This window comes from Veillonella rodentium (assembly GCF_900187285.1).
GTDB classification, from domain to species: Bacteria; Bacillota; Negativicutes; order Veillonellales; family Veillonellaceae; genus Veillonella; species Veillonella rodentium.
This window is the reverse complement of sequence record NZ_LT906470.1, coordinates 1,718,266-1,735,756: the sequence shown is the minus strand read 5'-3', so window position 1 is coordinate 1,735,756 and position 17,491 is coordinate 1,718,266. Positions and strand designations below refer to the sequence as shown.

Annotated in this window: 19 protein-coding genes and 3 tRNA genes; 18 read left to right on the top strand and 4 right to left on the bottom strand. The window is 45.1% G+C overall.

Going from position 1 to position 17,491, the window contains the following annotated elements; genetic code table 11:
• The first annotated feature begins 101 nt into the window (after positions 1–101).
• The 16 genes from CKV62_RS08105 to atpC all read left to right on the top strand — a co-directional run bounded on the left by CKV62_RS08105 (position 102) and on the right by atpC (position 14,044).
• On the top strand, positions 102–1,019 hold the full coding sequence (locus CKV62_RS08105) for a YitT family protein (RefSeq protein WP_095066457.1): 918 nt from the start codon (positions 102–104) through the stop codon (positions 1,017–1,019).
• 179 nt (positions 1,020–1,198) lie between these two features.
• Positions 1,199–2,836 (top strand): phosphoglucomutase, encoded by a 1,638-nt coding sequence (locus tag CKV62_RS08100; RefSeq protein ID WP_095066456.1) that lies wholly within the window; start codon positions 1,199–1,201, stop codon positions 2,834–2,836.
• Between the two features lie 135 nt (positions 2,837–2,971).
• Positions 2,972–3,247, top strand: coding sequence for an ACT domain-containing protein (locus CKV62_RS08095; protein ID WP_038116444.1), 276 nt, complete (start codon positions 2,972–2,974; stop codon positions 3,245–3,247).
• Between the two features lie 8 nt (positions 3,248–3,255).
• Positions 3,256–4,614 (top strand): PFL family protein, encoded by a 1,359-nt coding sequence (locus CKV62_RS08090; RefSeq protein ID WP_095066455.1) that lies wholly within the window; start codon positions 3,256–3,258, stop codon positions 4,612–4,614.
• A 35-nt stretch (positions 4,615–4,649) separates the two neighbouring features.
• Positions 4,650–5,801, top strand: coding sequence for a glycosyltransferase family 4 protein (locus CKV62_RS08085; RefSeq protein WP_038116442.1), 1,152 nt, complete (start codon positions 4,650–4,652; stop codon positions 5,799–5,801).
• A 56-nt stretch (positions 5,802–5,857) separates the two neighbouring features.
• On the top strand, positions 5,858–7,000 hold the full coding sequence (gene wecB / locus CKV62_RS08080; RefSeq protein ID WP_095066454.1) for a non-hydrolyzing UDP-N-acetylglucosamine 2-epimerase: 1,143 nt from the start codon (positions 5,858–5,860) through the stop codon (positions 6,998–7,000).
• Position 7,001: 1 nt separating this feature from the next.
• Positions 7,002–7,196 (top strand): AtpZ/AtpI family protein, encoded by a 195-nt coding sequence (locus tag CKV62_RS08075; RefSeq protein WP_095066453.1) that lies wholly within the window; start codon positions 7,002–7,004, stop codon positions 7,194–7,196.
• Between the two features lie 10 nt (positions 7,197–7,206).
• A complete protein-coding gene (locus CKV62_RS08070) occupies positions 7,207–7,572 on the top strand; it encodes a Tat pathway signal protein (protein WP_095066452.1) in 366 nt (121 codons plus the stop codon).
• A gap of 190 nt (positions 7,573–7,762) precedes the next feature.
• On the top strand, positions 7,763–8,455 hold the full coding sequence (gene atpB / locus CKV62_RS08065) for a F0F1 ATP synthase subunit A (protein WP_169835180.1): 693 nt from the start codon (positions 7,763–7,765) through the stop codon (positions 8,453–8,455).
• Positions 8,456–8,477: 22 nt separating this feature from the next.
• A complete protein-coding gene (gene atpE, locus CKV62_RS08060; RefSeq protein ID WP_005377043.1) occupies positions 8,478–8,705 on the top strand; it encodes a F0F1 ATP synthase subunit C in 228 nt (75 codons plus the stop codon).
• An 18-nt stretch (positions 8,706–8,723) separates the two neighbouring features.
• Positions 8,724–9,221 carry a F0F1 ATP synthase subunit B gene (gene atpF / locus CKV62_RS08055; RefSeq protein ID WP_095066450.1) on the top strand — a complete coding sequence of 166 codons (498 nt, stop codon included), beginning with the start codon at positions 8,724–8,726 and terminating at the stop codon, positions 9,219–9,221.
• Positions 9,222–9,225: 4 nt separating this feature from the next.
• On the top strand, positions 9,226–9,777 hold the full coding sequence (atpH, locus tag CKV62_RS08050; protein ID WP_095066449.1) for an ATP synthase F1 subunit delta: 552 nt from the start codon (positions 9,226–9,228) through the stop codon (positions 9,775–9,777).
• Positions 9,778–9,793: 16 nt separating this feature from the next.
• Positions 9,794–11,332, top strand: coding sequence for a F0F1 ATP synthase subunit alpha (atpA, locus tag CKV62_RS08045; protein ID WP_095066448.1), 1,539 nt, complete (start codon positions 9,794–9,796; stop codon positions 11,330–11,332).
• A 3-nt stretch (positions 11,333–11,335) separates the two neighbouring features.
• Positions 11,336–12,190 (top strand): ATP synthase F1 subunit gamma, encoded by an 855-nt coding sequence (gene atpG, locus CKV62_RS08040; protein ID WP_095066447.1) that lies wholly within the window; start codon positions 11,336–11,338, stop codon positions 12,188–12,190.
• Positions 12,191–12,208: 18 nt separating this feature from the next.
• Positions 12,209–13,633, top strand: coding sequence for a F0F1 ATP synthase subunit beta (atpD, locus tag CKV62_RS08035; protein WP_095066446.1), 1,425 nt, complete (start codon positions 12,209–12,211; stop codon positions 13,631–13,633).
• 3 nt (positions 13,634–13,636) lie between these two features.
• Positions 13,637–14,044 carry an ATP synthase F1 subunit epsilon gene (gene atpC, locus CKV62_RS08030; protein ID WP_095066445.1) on the top strand — a complete coding sequence of 136 codons (408 nt, stop codon included), beginning with the start codon at positions 13,637–13,639 and terminating at the stop codon, positions 14,042–14,044.
• A 48-nt stretch (positions 14,045–14,092) separates the two neighbouring features.
• Here atpC and CKV62_RS08025 read toward each other — a convergent pair whose 3' ends face one another.
• From CKV62_RS08025 to CKV62_RS08010, 4 genes are all read right to left on the bottom strand, one after another.
• A complete protein-coding gene (locus CKV62_RS08025; RefSeq protein ID WP_095066444.1) occupies positions 14,093–14,968 on the bottom strand; it encodes a hypothetical protein in 876 nt (291 codons plus the stop codon).
• A 100-nt stretch (positions 14,969–15,068) separates the two neighbouring features.
• Positions 15,069–15,144: transfer RNA gene (locus CKV62_RS08020), tRNA-Val, on the bottom strand.
• Between the two features lie 3 nt (positions 15,145–15,147).
• A tRNA-Glu gene (locus CKV62_RS08015) sits at positions 15,148–15,222 on the bottom strand.
• 5 nt (positions 15,223–15,227) lie between these two features.
• A tRNA-Asn gene (locus tag CKV62_RS08010) sits at positions 15,228–15,303 on the bottom strand.
• A gap of 743 nt (positions 15,304–16,046) precedes the next feature.
• Between CKV62_RS08010 and CKV62_RS08005 the strand changes: the two genes are divergently transcribed.
• Both CKV62_RS08005 and CKV62_RS08000 read left to right on the top strand, forming a co-directional pair.
• A complete protein-coding gene (locus tag CKV62_RS08005) occupies positions 16,047–16,889 on the top strand; it encodes a fumarate hydratase (RefSeq protein WP_095066443.1) in 843 nt (280 codons plus the stop codon).
• A gap of 19 nt (positions 16,890–16,908) precedes the next feature.
• Positions 16,909–17,469, top strand: a complete 561-nt coding sequence (locus tag CKV62_RS08000) for a Fe-S-containing hydro-lyase (RefSeq protein WP_004695073.1) — start codon at positions 16,909–16,911, stop codon at positions 17,467–17,469.
• Positions 17,470–17,491: the final 22 nt, after the last annotated feature.

Here is a 17,491-nt window from a genome sequence, read left to right as displayed (position 1 = left end):
TGTATACGCTAGTTGTATTATTCTTAAACGTATTGTAAATGCGTATGTTTTAGATACTCCATTATAGAATATTTATAGGGAAATGGCAATTTGGAGGGGTTATGTTAACCAAGTATAAAGCCGATATATACCAGGTTGTGATGGTCGCCGTCGGGTGTGCTGTTTTCGGCGCCGGGCTTGATGCATTCGTTCTGCCTCATAAGCTGGTGAGCACCGGTCTCAGCGGTTTGGGGCTTATATTATATTATCTTACGGGACTATCCATCGGGACGTGGAATATTATTTTGAATATACCTATATGTTGGGCTGCCTGGCACTGGTTGGGAAAACGTGTCGTAGTCAATACGATATACGGTACGTTGATGCTGTCCTGGATGATTGATCAGTTTGATTTTCTGCAATATAACATGATTATTCAGGATCCTCTGTTGAGCTCCATGATGGCCGGTGTTACGACCGGTGTGGGACTCGGTATAGTATATCGGGTTGGCGGAAATACGGGCGGCCTTGACCCGATCGCCCTTATCGTGCGGAAATATTACGGATTGCAGATGGGGTCCATTAACAGCATCATTAACTGCGTTATCCTCGCAGTGGCTGTCGCCGTTGTAGGTCTTGAGGCGGTGGCGGTGACACTTGTCAGCGTTTATGTATATACGATCATTACGAATAAAGTAGTCATCGGGTTTAACCAGAGAAAGGTTGCTTTCATCATCACCTATCGGACCGATGAAGTTTGTGAATGCATCATCAATAAGGTCGGTCGCGGTGCGACCATCATCAACGGTATCGGTGCCTATACGCGGACCCCGCGACAAATCGTCATGGTGGCGGTAAATCTGTTGCAGGTGAATAAACTGAAAGAAGTCATTCAAGAGGCGGACGAACATGCGTTTATCCTCATTACCGATGCGCAGGAGGTTATCGGAGAAGGTTTTACACGACCTACGATACCGGCTTCGGTGGAAATGCTGGCGAAAGAATGTCAGGAAAATGCACATTATGTGACAAATAAGTAAGTGCGTGGTCATGTTAGGCTAATTAATAGATTATATTATTATTTCACAGAGTATGATTTTATGGACTATACTATGTAGACATCTATCGTTATGTAAACAGAGCAGATGTTCATTATTATTAAGATAGGTACATGTACGGTTTTATGCATGTTCGCCGTACATGTGATTGGGAGGTTCCTATGGCTCATGAGTTAGCAGGCAAGCCTGTACAAGAACAAGATATTATTGATTTAGAGGCCTTGATAGAGGCGTATTCTGACAATACACCGGATATGAATGATCCGACGCAACTGGTGTCTTTCGGTACGTCAGGACACCGCGGTACGTCGCTTAACGGGACTTTTACGGATCTTCATGTGGCGGCTATTACACAGGCTATCTGCGATGGACGTGGACAGTTCGGCGCTACCGGCCCTATATTCGTAGGTCAGGATACACATGCTTTATCACAACCGGCATTGGTGACGGTTCTTGAGGTGCTGGCCGGCAACGGTATCGTTGCAATGGTTGACAGCGATATGGACTTTGTACCGACGCCGTCTATTTCCCGTGCTATTATTCGTTATAATGAAAGTCATGATGATAAGGCTGACGGAATTGTCATCACGCCGTCTCATAATCCTCCGGATAACGGCGGCATTAAGTATAATACCGTTAACGGCGGGCCGGCGGACACATTGGTGACGAAGTGGATTGAAACCAGAGCGAATGAATATTTGCGCGCTTATTGCGAGATGGATGGATTTAAACGCATCAGTTTGGACAATATAGAACCGTCGCAACAGGAACCGTATGATTACAAAGGGCTTTATGTGGAAGAACTATCTTCCATTATCAATATGGAGGCCATTCAAAGTGCGAAACTGAAGGTCCTCGTCAACGCTCTTGGCGGTAGCGGCAGCAGTTACTGGCGCGCTATTAATGAACGATATCATTTGAATATGGACATCATCAATGATGATTACGACCCTACGTTCAGCTTTATGACCTATGACCATGACGGCAAGGTTCGTATGGACTGCTCGTCCGAGTATGCCATGGCGGATGTCATCAAGCAAATCGGGAATTATGATTTGGCTGTCGGTAATGATCCTGATTATGACCGCTACGGTGTGGTAAGTCCGGAAGGGCTGGCATCGCCGAATGCCTTTTTGGCGACTGCGGCGGACTATCTCTTTACGACGCGCGGATGGAAGGATAAAGGCGTCGGAAAGACCGTAGTATGTACTACTATGATCGATAAATGGGCTGCAAAGAAAGGCATTGAGGTCTATGAAGTACCGGTGGGCTTTAAATATTTCAGTTCTCTTTTATTCGACGGAACTATCGGTATCGGCGGCGAAGAATCAGCCGGAGCATCGTTCCTCAAGAAGGATGGCACCGTTTGGACCACGGATAAGGACGGCATGATTATGGCCTTGTTGTCCATTGAAATGCTGGCTGTTATGGGTGCTACCGTTGAAAAATTATATAAGGGTATTATTGAAGATTGCGGAGAACCTCGATTCGGTCGCATCGATGCGCCTTGCTCCAAGGCGGCAAAGGTAAAATTGAAAGCCCTTGATGCGGGTGCGATTACGGCTGTTGAGGTGGATGGTGATCCGATTACTGCGATTCGCACCACATCACTTTATAAAGATATGCCTATTGACGGGGTCCGTGTGGAGACTGAGACAGGATGGTTTGTAGCGCGTCCGTCGGGTACGGAGGACCTGTATAAAATTTATGGTGAAAGCTATAAAGGTGACCGCGGCCTCGTAGCATTGTTGACGGCTGGTGAAGAAATTGTAACCGCCGCACTTTCAGAAGATGCATAACTATTTATAGTTTTGTGTAATCTCATGAAGAATTCACCGTAAAAAAGCGATAAATTATGATATAATATATTAATATAGTTTATCGAATGACCGTATATGGTTAGATGGTTTGTAGTCCATAGAAAAGGTGATATTATGAAATTAGTTGTTACCGTTGTCGGCGTCGACCGCGTTGGTATCATTGCGGGGGTCAGTACAGTTTTGGCTGATCATGGAGTCAATATTCTATCAATTAATCAGACTATTTTAGATGGTCTGTTCAATATGATTATGATGTGCGAGACTGAATCCGAAGACGTAAAGGATTTGACGTCTATTCAGGATGCATTGACAGCATTAGGAACGAAACTCGGCGTGGAAATTCGCGCTCAACATGCGGATATTTTCTTGAGCATGCACCGCGTAGGATAGGGGGCACTATGTTATCTATCGATAATATTCTAGAAACGAATCAGATGATTCATGATAATAAGCTTGATGTGCGTACGATTACGATGGGCATCAGTTTGTTAGAATGTGCTTCCAGTTCCGGTAAAGAGTTATGTGATCGCATCTATGATCGCATTACAAAGGAGGCGGAACACCTGGTATCCATCGGTGAAGATATCGAGCGAGAGTTCGGTATTCCTATCATCAATAAACGTGTTTCCGTGACACCTATATCCCTCGTGGCGGGCGGTACCGATTTAACGTCTTATGTACCTGTGGCGGAGGCCATGGATAGAGCGGCAAAGACCGTCGGTGTTAATTTTATCGGCGGTTTCTCGGCTCTCGTTACAAAGGGGGCGACACGAGCGGATCGCATCCTGATTGAATCAATTCCCGAAGCATTGGCGACGACGGATATCGTGTGCAGCTCCGTAGGTGTAGGTTCTACTAAGACCGGTATCAATATGGATGCGGTGCGGGAAATGGGCCTCATCGTAAAAAGAACGGCGGAACTCACCAAGGATAACGATGCCCTTGGCTGTGCAAAGCTCGTTATATTCTGTAATCCTGTTGAGGATAATCCGTTTATGGCGGGGGCCTTCTTCGGTGTTACGGAACGGGATAGTGCTATTTCCGTGGGGGTATCCGGTCCTGGCGTTGTGAAACATGCATTGGAGTCCGTTCGCGGTGAGCCGTTTGATGTAGTGGCTGAAACGATTAAACGAACGGCTTTCAAAATCACTCGCGTAGGCCAACTGGTGGCACAAGAGGCGTCCCGTCGCCTCGGTAAACCGTTCGGCATCATCGATTTGTCGTTGGCACCGACACCGGCCGTAGGCGATTCGGTGGCACATGTTCTGGAGGAAATGGGTTTATCTTCCTGCGGCTGTCATGGTACGACGGCTGCGTTGGCACTGCTTAACGATGCGGTGAAAAAAGGCGGTCTCATGGCATCATCGCATGTAGGCGGCCTCAGCGGCGCATTTATCCCCGTATCGGAAGATGCGGGCATGATCGATGCCGTGGCTTGCGGCAGTCTTTCCCTTGATAAGTTGGAAGCCATGACTTGTGTGTGCTCCGTAGGGCTTGATATGATCGCTATCCCGGGGGACACGACGGCAGATACGATTTCCGCTATCATCGCTGATGAAGCGGCGATTGGCATGATTAATAATAAGACGACAGCGGTTCGCGTCATTCCTGTACCGGGTAAAACGGTCGGCGAAGTCGTTAAGTTTGGCGGACTGTTAGGCTATGCTCCTATTATTGAGGTGAGTCCTTATAGTGCGGCAGAGTTTATTGCGCGTGGCGGTCGTATTCCGGCACCTATCCGCAGTTTGACGAACTAATTCAGTGAATGTGACCCGGTTGTTGGAGGTGTCTTATGAGAGAGTTCATGCCTGATTATGTGTGGGCCTTTGTGTTGGCGCTCATCATAACATATGCATTGACGCCCCTGGTGAAACGCTTTGCGGTCGCCGTCGGGGCAATAGATAAGCCGGATGCTCGTAAGGTGCATCACGGTGCGATTCCACGACTCGGTGGATTGGCGATTTTTCTCGGTTATATGGGATCTGTTCTGCTTAACGGTTCAATTCCTCATGACCATAAATTATTCGGTTTTGTGCTCGGTACGGTCATTCTCGTTATCGTCGGTATTTGGGATGATATCAAGCAGATCGAACCTAAGACAAAGCTGATGGGGCAGATTATTGCGGCGGCTATTCTCGTGGCGTATGATATTCGAGTGGATTTTATCAACCTTCCTTGGGGCGGTGTGATATACCTCAAATATTGGGCGATTCCTTTGACTATATTTTGGATTGTAGGCTTTACGAATATCGTAAACCTCATCGACGGCCTTGACGGGTTGGCTGCGGGCATATCCTTTATCGCCTGTATCGCCGTGTGTGCGATGACCTTACAGCTCGGTCAGATTGATTTGGCTTGTATTGCACTTGCTTTGGCGGGTGCTACGGTAGGTTTTTTGCGCTATAACTTTAATCCGGCTAAAATATTCATGGGTGATACGGGATCTATGCTGTTAGGCTATACGTTGGCGGCTATTTCCGTTATGGGTGCCGTAAAGACGGCGGCCATGATTGCTTTAGTGGTGCCGGCTATCGTGTTAGGGTTGCCGATTCTGGATACCTTATTCGCCATTGTACGCCGCAAAATCAGCGGGCGTCCGATTTTTAAACCCGATAAGGGTCATGTGCATCATCGTTTGCTAGCTCAAGGGTTATCTCAAAAGCAGGCGGTCCTCATGATGTATGCCGTAACAGCTCTTTTCGGCGGCGTATCCGTTATCGTTGCGGAGGTTAACGCCTGGGTCGGAGCGACCTTGGTATTAGTGATTTTCTTGTGCAGTATCTATATTGCCCGCCGCCTTGGTGTTATCATGCATAGCGATGCGGCAGGGCATCCGTTACCACGTCCTACAATTGAACGCAGCGACTCGGATGATACCATATCCTTCGATCGCGATGAATTGGCCAAAGCCTTGGAGAATCCGGATGATTCTCATAAGGAATAACCATATGTGGGGCGCTTGCGCCCCTTTTTTTCTACCTTATTATATTGGAGGCAACTATGTTAAAAGTTATGACAATCTTCGGTACAAGACCTGAGGCGATTAAGATGGCCCCTCTTGTGAAAGCATTGCAGGCAGCTCCGGATATGGAGCCTATTGTAACGGTAACGGCTCAGCATAGAGATATGCTCGATCAAGTACTGCATTTATTTAACATTACGCCGGATTATGATTTGAATATTATGAGTCAGGGGCAAACGTTGTATGACGTAACAAATCGTGCATTGTTGGGCCTCAAGGATGTGTTGGAAAAAGCGAAACCCGATGTCGTTCTCGTTCACGGTGATACGACGACAACCTTTGCGGGTGCTCTGGCGTCCTTTTATCAGGAAATTCCCGTGGGACATGTGGAGGCGGGACTTCGGACGGGAGATATCTATTCACCGTTTCCTGAGGAGATGAACCGTAAACTCACAGGCTCTATTGCAACTTATCATTTTGCGCCCACGTCCAGTTCTGAAAGCAATCTGAAAAAAGAAAATATCAATGATGCTCATCTATATGTAACGGGCAACACCGTTATCGATGCTCTCGATACGACGGTACAGGATAATTATGTCTTTGAGGACGAAGCGATTAATGCACTGGATCCCGCTAAGAGAACAATTCTCGTAACGACTCATCGCAGAGAGAATTTGGGCGAGCCTATGCGCCATGTATATCAGGCTATCCGCGATCTGATTGCTGAGTTTGACGATATTCAAGTGGTATTCCCTGTTCATAAGAATCCGAAGGTGCGTCAAGTGGTACAGGAGGAACTGGGCTCCGTTGAGCGTGTGACTCTTATTGATCCTCTCGATTATGAACCGTTCGCAAATTTGATGGCTAAATCCTATCTGATTCTCACCGATTCCGGCGGGATTCAGGAGGAGGCTCCTGCTCTTGGAAAACCGGTTCTCGTGTTGCGCGATACGACGGAACGTCCCGAAGCTGTTGAAGCCGGTACGGTGCGTCTCGTAGGCACGGATAAGGATGCTGTACATGGTGCGGCCTATGAATTATTAAGTAACGAAAAAGCCTATAAATTAATGTCGAACTCCGTGAATCCTTACGGTGACGGCAAAGCATCGGAACGCATCATTCAGGCGCTTCGTCATGAATTCTTGGGTGATGCGAAACGTCCGGAACGGTTCGGTAAATAAGATGGATAAGGATACTGTGAAAGCCCTGGCTATGGCTACATCAGCAGGGATGACACTGGCTGCCTGTATCGGCGGCTTTGTTTGGATCGGATATAAACTGGACGGTTGGTTAGAAACCAGTCCGCTATGTATGATAATATTGGGTCTGATCGGAGCCGTCACAGGATTCTATATGTTGTATAAACAGGTTATGTAGTGAGGTGTATATGAATCGATATGTAAAATTCATACTGCATGTTCTGCTGACCTGTTTTTTTATTGCCCTTTTAGGGCTGTTAGTTCTGTCTGTGCTGAATTTACAGCGATATATGATGGGCTGGGGCTGGGGCATGTTGATCATGATTCTCTATCTGTTGACCCTTGGTGTTCATGCTAACAGCTTTACCTGCGGAAATCCGCATGGAGCGGTTCGAAAAGCGCGTCGCCAGATGATGTGGCGACTGGTTTTAGTGGGGGCATTAGTTTCGATCGGTATTCAAATTCCCGGGGTGGAGCCGTTGAGTTTATTTGCGGCAGTTGTAATAATACAGCCCGTATTATATATGTTGTATTGGTGGAACAGTCGTATATAGTTCATTTGATATTACGGATTGACCTATGTGATTAATGCGCAAAACGCAATTACTGATTCTTTAATGCGTAAAATGCAATTCAAATATCTTTTTGGGGAATTATATACTCGTCAAGTGTTGATTATATATCTATAACGATGTATTATAATACATATATATATGATGCATATATATGGTTTTTTTATAAGCTATGGAAGGGGTTGAGTCTGTGGAATTGCATGCAGGTCATCATCAGTTGGTCCAGTGGCTGGGGTTAACATTTCATATAGATACCCTTGTTGCGACGTGGATTACGATGGTGATCGTTATCATCATTACCGTGTTGGCTACACGTGGTCGAAAACTGGTACCTTCAGGTATTCAAAATGGCGTAGAAGTCATTTTAGAACTGCTGGAAGGTCAATTATCCCCCACGCTCGGCAAGCATTGGCCAATGGTGAGCTCATTATTATTCACATTCTTTTTGTTTATTTTCATAGGAAATGAACTGGGTTTATTGCCTACTTTACATGCGCTTACTTCGCCGACAGCAGATATTAATACGACAGCTGCGTTGGCACTATGCAGTAGCCTTGTAGTATGGGGGATGGGGATTAAAGTAAAAGGGTTATCATACTTTAACCATTTCTTGCAGCCTTATAAAGCCATGCTGGTTTTGAACATTTTCGAGGAAATTGCAAAACCAATCACATTAGCTTTTCGTCTATTCGGTAATATTGTGGCAGGTGAAATCTTGTTGGAAATTCTCTACCACATGCCTTGGTTTGTACCGGTACCATGGATTTGGATTGCTTTCAGTTTATTTATCGGCATTATTCAGGCCTTTATTTTCACAGTTCTTACTGCCAACTATTTGGGAATGGCATTAAGTGAAGATCATTAATTTATCTAATGGAGGGTTAATCATGGAAGTTCAAGGTTTATTCGCTTTAGCTGCGGCAATCGCAGTAGGTTGTGGCGCTATTGCTGCAGGTATTGGTGACGGCATGGTAGCAAGCAAAGTTATCGAAGGTATTACACGTCAACCGGAATTACGTGGACAATTGATGTCTACTATGTTCGTAGCAATCGGTTTGATTGAAGCGATGCCTATCATCGGCGTAGTAGTGGCTTTCATTTTGTTATTCCGTTAATAGCAGGGAGGAATTACCTTGGTTGATTTAAGCCCAGGAACAATTCTTGCTCAGATGTTGAACTTTTTTATATTAGTTTGGATATTACACCGTTTTGCTTATAAACCGTTAGTGTCTATGATGGAGGCTCGCAAGGAACAAATTGCGAATGACTTGGCCAGTGCCGAACAGTCGCGCATGGAAGCGGAGCAAATTAAAGCTGATTATGCGGCTCAAATTGCTAACGCCCGTCATGAAGCACAGGAAATTGTTGAAAAAGCGAACCATCAAGCTAAGGTGAATACCGCTGAAGAAGTGGCGGCGGCACGTGCACAAATCGAATCCGAAAAGGACCGTGCCCGTCAGGATATCGCCAATGAACGCGATCGTGCGATGAACAGCTTGCGCAATGAAGTTGTATCCTTGTCTGTGGCTATGGCCGGTAAAGTAGTGGCTAAAGACATGAACAGTGAAACTAATACAAAATTAATCGAAGACGCTATTCGTCAACTTGATAGTAAAACGATAGGGTTGTGATACGATGAGCACAGAAATTGTAGCAGATAAATACAGTTCGGCTATGTTTGAATTAGCGCAAGAACAAAATAGTTTAGCCCTCATGGAGGAACAGTTGGGTTATGTAGCCTCTGTTATGGAGGAACAGCCTGAGTTGCGGGCGTTTTTAGAAAATCCGCTGGTTATGACAGATGCGAAAATCAAGTTGATGGGCAAGATTTTTGAGTCCGCTATCGATAAAACGGCTCTACACTTCCTGTATGTTATGATTAAACGCGGTCGTTATCGCTATATTGAAACGGCTATAAAAGGGTTTATCAAAAAGTCTCGGGAAGCGAGAGGTATATTGGAAGCTACTGTCATCGTAGCGGAACCGATTACCGCGGCGGTAGAACAATCCGTACAGGCTAAACTGCAAGATGTAACGGGGAAAGAGGTCATCCTGACGGTGCGTCAGGATCCATCCATTATGGGCGGTATCGTTATCCAATTAGGGGATAAGCGCATAGACGGATCTGTATCTCGCCGGTTACAGGAATTAGAAAAATCTTTATTGCGAACGAACTCTATTAGATAGGGGTGAATGGGTATATATGAAAATGAAGCCTGAAGAAATCACTGCTATAATCAAACAGCAGATTCAGGACTATGATGTTGACCTCAATGTCGATGACGTGGGTACTGTTCTCGACGTAGGGGATGGCATCGCCCATATTTATGGTCTTGAAAGAGCCATGGCCGGTGAGTTGTTGGAATTACCTCACGGTGTTTATGGCTTGGTTTTAAACTTGGAATTGGATAATGTCGGCGCCGTACTTTTAGGTGATGACTTCCTGATTAAAGAAGGCGATGAAGTGCGTCGTACCGGCAAAATTATGGATGTTCCGGCAGGGGATGCCTTGATTGGTCGCGTTGTGAATCCATTGGGTCAACCGCTTGACGGCAAGGGCACCATCCATGCTACGGAACGTCGTCCTATCGAGCATCCTGCACCGGGCATTGCAGACCGTCAGTCCGTAAATGAACCGTTGCAAACCGGTCTTAAAGCCATCGACTCGATGGTACCGATTGGTCGTGGACAACGTGAACTTATCATCGGCGACCGCGGTACCGGTAAAACGGCAATCGCCTTGGATACGATCTTGAACCAAAAGGGTAAAGACGTTATCTGTATTTATGTAGCCATCGGGCAAAAGGAATCCACCGTTGCGCGCGTGGTTCAGAAATTAGAAGAGGCCGGTGCGATGGATTACACTATCGTAGTATCCGCCAGTGCATCTACAGGTGCGCCGCTTCAATATATCGCACCATATGCAGGTGTTGCCATGGGTGAATACTTCATGTATCAAGGCAAACATGTATTGTGTGTATATGATGATCTAACAAAACAGGCGGCTGCATATCGTGCTATGTCTCTATTATTGCGTCGTCCACCGGGGCGTGAGGCTTATCCAGGTGACGTATTCTACTTACATAGCCGTTTGTTGGAACGTGCGGCGAAGCTTTCACCAGAACTCGGCGGCGGTTCCATTACGGCGTTGCCGATTATTGAAACGCAGGCCGGCGACGTATCCGCCTATATTCCGACAAATGTAATTTCCATTACGGACGGTCAGATATTCTTGGGAACCGATATGTTCTACTCAGGTATTCGTCCTGCTGTTGACGTAGGTTTATCCGTATCCCGTGTAGGCGGTAGTGCACAGACTAAAGCGATGAAACAGGTAGCGGGTCAATTGCGTTTGGACCTTGCTCAATATCGTGAACTTGCGGCATTTGCCCAGTTCGGTTCTGATCTTGATGCGGCGACTCGCGCGCAGCTCGATCGCGGCGAACGGTTGACGGAGATGTTGAAACAGGGGCAATACGAGCCTATGAGCGTTGCTGAAATGGTTATCTGTTTATATGCAGGTACAAAGGGATATTTATCGTCTATTCAGGTTGATGATGTATTGGCGTTTGAGGCGGAATTATTGCGCTATGTGAAGGCTAATTATCCTGAAATTATCAGCAATATCGATACATCTAAGAAATTAGAGGAAGAAACTGAAAACCTATTGAAGCAAGCAATTCCTGAATGTGTGGAAGCATTTGGCTCTACTCATACGTTAGTGTCTCATAAGGAGGCGTAATGTATGGCTAGTGCACAAGATTTGCGAAAGCGTATAAAAAGTGTTACCAATACGCAACAAATTACAAAAGCGATGAAGATGGTAGCGTCAGCTCGACTCCGTAAGGCTCAGATCAAGGCGGAAGCAACCCGTCCTTATGCGGAGAAGGTTGGGCAAATCTTGCGTCATATGTCGAATAGTGACTTGGAAGGTTTTGAAAGCCCTCTCTTGGAGGTACGCCCCGTAGAGAGAACTTGTTATATTGTAGTAGGCGCCGATAAAGGTCTTGCCGGAGCATTCTCGTCGAATGTGTTGAAGTTTGCTATGGAGCAGCTTCACGGTAAAAGTCCGGAAGCGTACCGTGTCATCACGGTGGGGCGGAAACCTCGGGACAGCATGAAATCCAGAAGTATCCATATCGATAAATCCTTCAGCGGATTTTCGGACAAGCCGTCCTATGAACATGCGCGAGCTATTATGAATGAGGCGCTTTCACTATACGAACGTCATGAAGTAGACGAAGTCATCATGATTTATACACGGTTTGTAAATTCTATGACGCAAATTGCACAGGCTGAACGTTTGTTGCCGATTGAGCAGCCGCAAGACGAGGTACAGGGCGAGGAATATGATTTTATGCCGTCCGCCGTATCCGTTTTGGAAGCGCTATTGCCGAAGTATTTAGAAATTACCGTATATAATGGATTGTTGCAATCCGCTGCCAGTGAATTGGGTGCTCGTATGACGGCCATGACATCCGCAACGGATAATGCAGGGGAACTCATTGATTCCCTAGGGCTTGAATATAATAAGTTACGTCAATCCAGTATTACAAATGAAATTTCTGAAATCGTTGGTGGCGCTAACGCCTTGCAATAGATAAGGAGACATCTGTCGATGAGTAATAATATTGGTAAAGTTGTGCAGGTCATCGGACCGGTTGTAGACGTGCGTTTTGAGGCGGGTCATTTACCAGCCATTTATAACGCTATTTACATCTACCATGATCATAAAGCACATGATAGACAAAAAATTGTAGTAGAGGTTATGCAGCATTTGGGGGACGATACCGTTCGCTGTGTTGCCATGAGTTCTACTGACGGTATGACCCGTAATATGGAGGCTGAGGATACTGGTGCACCTATTTCTGTTCCTGTAGGGGATGGCGTATTAGGTCGTATCTTTAACGTCCTCGGTGAAACGGTGGACCATGATCCGGCGCCTGTGATGGCTGATGCAAAATGGCCGATTCACCGTCCTGCACCTAAATTTGATGACCTTTCTCCGGACACACAAATTCTGGAGACCGGTATCAAGGTCGTTGACCTTATCGCACCATATGTAAAAGGCGGTAAAATCGGCCTTTTCGGTGGTGCCGGTGTAGGTAAAACCGTATTGATTATGGAATTGATTCACAACGTCGCGACCGAGCACGGCGGCTATTCCGTATTCTCCGGCGTAGGGGAACGTACCCGTGAAGGTAATGACTTGTGGAATGAAATGAAAGAGTCCGGCGTTATCAATAAGACGGCCCTCGTATATGGTCAGATGAATGAACCGCCAGGGGCTCGTATGCGTGTAGGTCTTACAGGGCTTACAATGGCTGAATACTTCCGTGATGTGAAGAAACAGGACGTGCTCTTGTTCATCGATAACATTTTCCGCTTTATCCAGGCGGGTTCTGAAGTGTCCGCCCTCTTAGGCCGTATGCCGTCTGCGGTAGGTTATCAACCTACATTGGCTAATGATGTAGGGGCGTTACAGGAACGTATCACATCTACAAAAGAAGGTTCCATTACTTCCGTACAAGCTGTATACGTACCTGCCGATGACTTGACTGACCCGGCACCGGCTGCAACATTCGCTCACTTGGACGCGACAACTGTATTGTCCCGTTCCATTGCGGAGTTAGGTATCTATCCGGCGGTGGATCCGTTGGATTCTACAAGTCGTATTCTCGATCCTCATGTACTTGGTGAAGAACATTATGCGGTAGCTCGCGGCGTACAGGAAGTATTGCAAAAATATCGCGATCTTCAGGATATCATCGCAATCCTTGGTATGGAAGAATTGTCTGACGAAGATAAGCTTACCGTATCCCGCGCACGTAAGATTCAACGTTTCTTGAGTCAACCGTTCTTCGTAGCTGAAGTATTTACCGGTTCTCCCGGTAAATACGTACCATTGTCCGAAACATTGAGAGGCTTTAGAGAAATCCTGGACGGTAAGCATGATGATTTGCCGGAAGGCGCTTTCTACATGGTCGGTACCATTGATGAAGCCGTTCAAAAAGCAAAGGAAATGCAAGAGAAGGGGGAATAATCCATGGCGGAACCTATGACCCTACAGATTATTACGCCTGATTCGGTTATATATGATGGACAGTCTACATTCTTTGTGGGCCGTGCTATCGACGGGAGCTTCGGGATATTACCAAATCATGCACCCATGATTATCGCTTTAGATGTGGCTCCGTTACGCATTGATGAGCCTGGCGGTTCATCAAAGGAATATGCCGTATTCGGCGGTTTCTGTGAAATCGAACATAACAAGGTGAATATCGTAACACCTGACTGTCAAGATCCGGACGTGATTGATATTGAACGTGCTCGGCGTGCGAAAGAGCGTGCCGAAGGACGTCTGTCTCATCCGACACCGGATATTGATGTGGAACGGGCGCAAGCTGCTCTGAAACGAGCGCTGTTGCGACTACATGTAACAAAACAAATATAATAAAAGGGCTAACCGATCGGTTAGCCCTTTGTTGTGTATTATGCGATTTTATAATACGCTGACCCCTTTGAGGGAATATGCCGTATTTTTAGGTTGTTCAACTTGAAAGTCCAGCACTACCGGTGATTCCGCATTGACGCCGGGAGCCTGATAACGGTCTTGGTCCGTCGGGATTCGCTTGTATGGCAATTGATCGAGTAACATGGATACGACCTTGTTCCAAATCATTTTATGCGTTGGCATAGTCAATGTGTCGTCTGTCTGATTGAAACCGCTGCGTACCGTATGGACTATTTTGTCATTTGTATCATAGTAGTATAAGAGTCCGCTTACCTTTGCAGTGATGTAGATTTCATCATTATCGGCTGGGGGAATTCTATTGATGGAGTTTAACTGGACATATGTATCCTGAATCGGAACCGGCATGATTACGATATCTGAATTTTGCGCCGCCGCAATTTGAGTTAAATCGGTAGCCGAAATATTGGCAGTCGGCGTGTTTGTGCTGACGATGGTCGTATCATAATATGGATATTTTAATAGGCTTGATACGCGTTCCGTCATATATTGACCGAATTGAGCGGTTTTTTCATTTTTTAATGTGGCGGGAACAACGATGGTTACCTTTCGGCTCGGGAAATTTTTTAGTTGACCGTCATAATTTGCTGTGGAATCGTTGATAGTCGCTTTGTCCTGTGCACCGGCATTACCGGCGGCAGTTGGTATTTGGTTTATCACATTCGCATCATATGGCGCTATAGAAGCTTTTTGAGTCGATGCGGACAGTATGGGGTGTTGTTCTCTTGTTTGAACCGATGTTTCCGATTGGATTGTCGCCGCGTGGGCAATGCTCGCAGCTGAAATAACTGCCACAGCGCTTAGAATGAGTAATGGACGAATAAAGCTTTTAAATCTATATGTCATGATTCCTCCACGAATTTAAATAAAAGGAAAGGTTAATATTAATAACTATTATATCATAGTGTAACAAAAAAGAAGCAAGCCTTGAGCTTGCTTCTTTAGCTGGTGGACGATGACAGGATCGAACTGCCGACATCCTGCTTGTAAGGCAGGCGCTCTCCCAGCTGAGCTAATCGTCCATGTGGTGACCCGTCCGGGAATCGAACCCGGGATACCGCCGTGAAAGGGCGGTGTCTTAACCGCTTGACCAACGGGCCAAAAGTGGCTCCCCGAGTAGGACTCGAACCTACGACCGATCGGTTAACAGCCGATTGCTCTACCGACTGAGCTATCGAGGAATGGTACGTTTGTTATTATATGTTAGTTTTATTATAAAAGCAAGCATTTTTTTCGGCTAAAGTCGCCAAAATTCGTGTTGAATGGTATGACTAAAAGACATAACATTATGAATTATATAGCTCATAACAAAAAGTGATGAGTTAGTCAGTAATTTTTATAAAACTTGATAAGAAAAGAATATACAGTTATTTACTGGGATTGTCGGTGTTTTGTAATAAGAATATAGGTAAGAGTTAGCAATATATCTATATTGAAGATAATCGGTATAGATATGCAAGATTAAAAAGTTTAATCAAAGTTGTTGAAAGATAATATCAATTAATATAATTACTGTATTTATCTTATTAGATATAGACTGCTTTCACAAGGTTTTCGGAAGATATTGTATAGGTTTTGAAAATTTTATATAAAGCATTCTATAGAGCGGGAAGACTGCTGTATATGTATGACTTTTATCACACCTATAAAATAGAATGATTATAGAATGAATCATGAAAACATACTCGTAGGAGGGCTATAATATCTGTAGAATTATGCATGAAAATAATTCTCAAAAAATTAAAAAGCATTGAGAAAACTGTATAGGTAGGGCGTTGAATCCCCCTATATTGTGTGCTACGATTTATGTATAGAGTTAATCTCATCGGTTTGAGATGGATATTCTCTCATATGCTTGAGGAATGTAATTCATCTCATCTGTATTAGAATTAATATTCAACTATTTTCCTGAGGAGGGATTATCTTGCGCGAGATTCAAGTATCTGAAATCACAAAAACAGTCCGTCAAATGTGTATGGACGCAGCTTACCACTTGCCAAAAGACATCTATGAAGGTTTGAAAAAAGGCCGTGAAACGGAAGAGTCTCCGGTAGGTTGTATCGTTCTCGATCAAATCATCAAAAATGCAGAAATTGCCGATGCTGAAGATCGTCCTTACTGCCAAGATACCGGTATGACAATGGTATTCTTAAAAGTAGGTCAAGACGTACATTTTGTTGGCGGAGATCTTACAGAAGCTATCAATGCTGGTGTTGCTGCCGGTTATGTTGAAGGTTACCTTCGTAAATCCGTTGTAGCTGAACCGTTATTCAACCGTAAAAATACACAAAATAACACACCTGCTATCATTTATACTGAAATCGTTCCTGGCGATAAAGTAGATATTCAAGTAGAATTAAAAGGTTTCGGTTCTGAAAATAAATCCGATGTAGCTATGCTCGTACCTGCTGATGGCGTGGAAGGCGTTAAAAACGCAGTTCTTGAAATCGTAAAACATGCAGGTCCTAACCCATGTCCTCCAATCGTACTCGGTATAGGTATTGGCGGTACTATGGACCAGGCAGCTGTTATGTCCAAAAAAGCATTGCTTCGTGACATTAGCGTACCTCATAAAGATGCAGACTATGCAAAATTGGAAAAAGAAATCATGGAAATGGTTAACAAGACCGGTATCGGACCACAATTGGGCGGCACTACAACTTGTATCGGTGTAAACATCGAATGGGGCGCAACTCATATCGCAGGTCTTCCTGTTGCAGTTACTATCATGTGCCATGCTGCTCGTCATGCTCACGTAGTACTTTAATCGATAGGAGGTAAAAACAATGGCTGAATCAATTCGCATTAATACTGAAGAATATAATGAAGAGTTTTCCCGCAAATTAAAAGTTGGTGATAGCGTTCTTATCACCGGTAAAATTTACTCCGCTCGTGACGCTGCTCATAAAGTTATGACTGAAGCTTTAGCGCGTGGTGAAAAATTGCCAATCGACTGGACAAATAAATTCGTTTATTATCTTGGACCAACACCTGCAAAACCTGGTGATCCAATCGGTTCCGCTGGTCCTACAACTTCCGGCCGTATGGATGCTTACACACCGACAATGCTTGATCAAGGTATCAAAGGCATGATCGGTAAAGGTTCCCGTAAACCAGAAGTAGTTGAATCCATGAAGAAAAATGGTTGCACATACTTCGCGGCAGTAGGTGGCGCTGCAGCATTGATTGCAAAATCCATCAAAAAATACGAAGTACTTGCTTATGGTGAACTTGGCCCAGAAGCTTTGGCTGAATTGACTGTTGAAGACTTCCCTTGCATCGTAGTTGGTGATACTGAAGGTAATAACTTCTACGAATTAGGTCAAAAACCTTACAGAAAAATCTAATCGTCGCCATTGAGCGATTGAA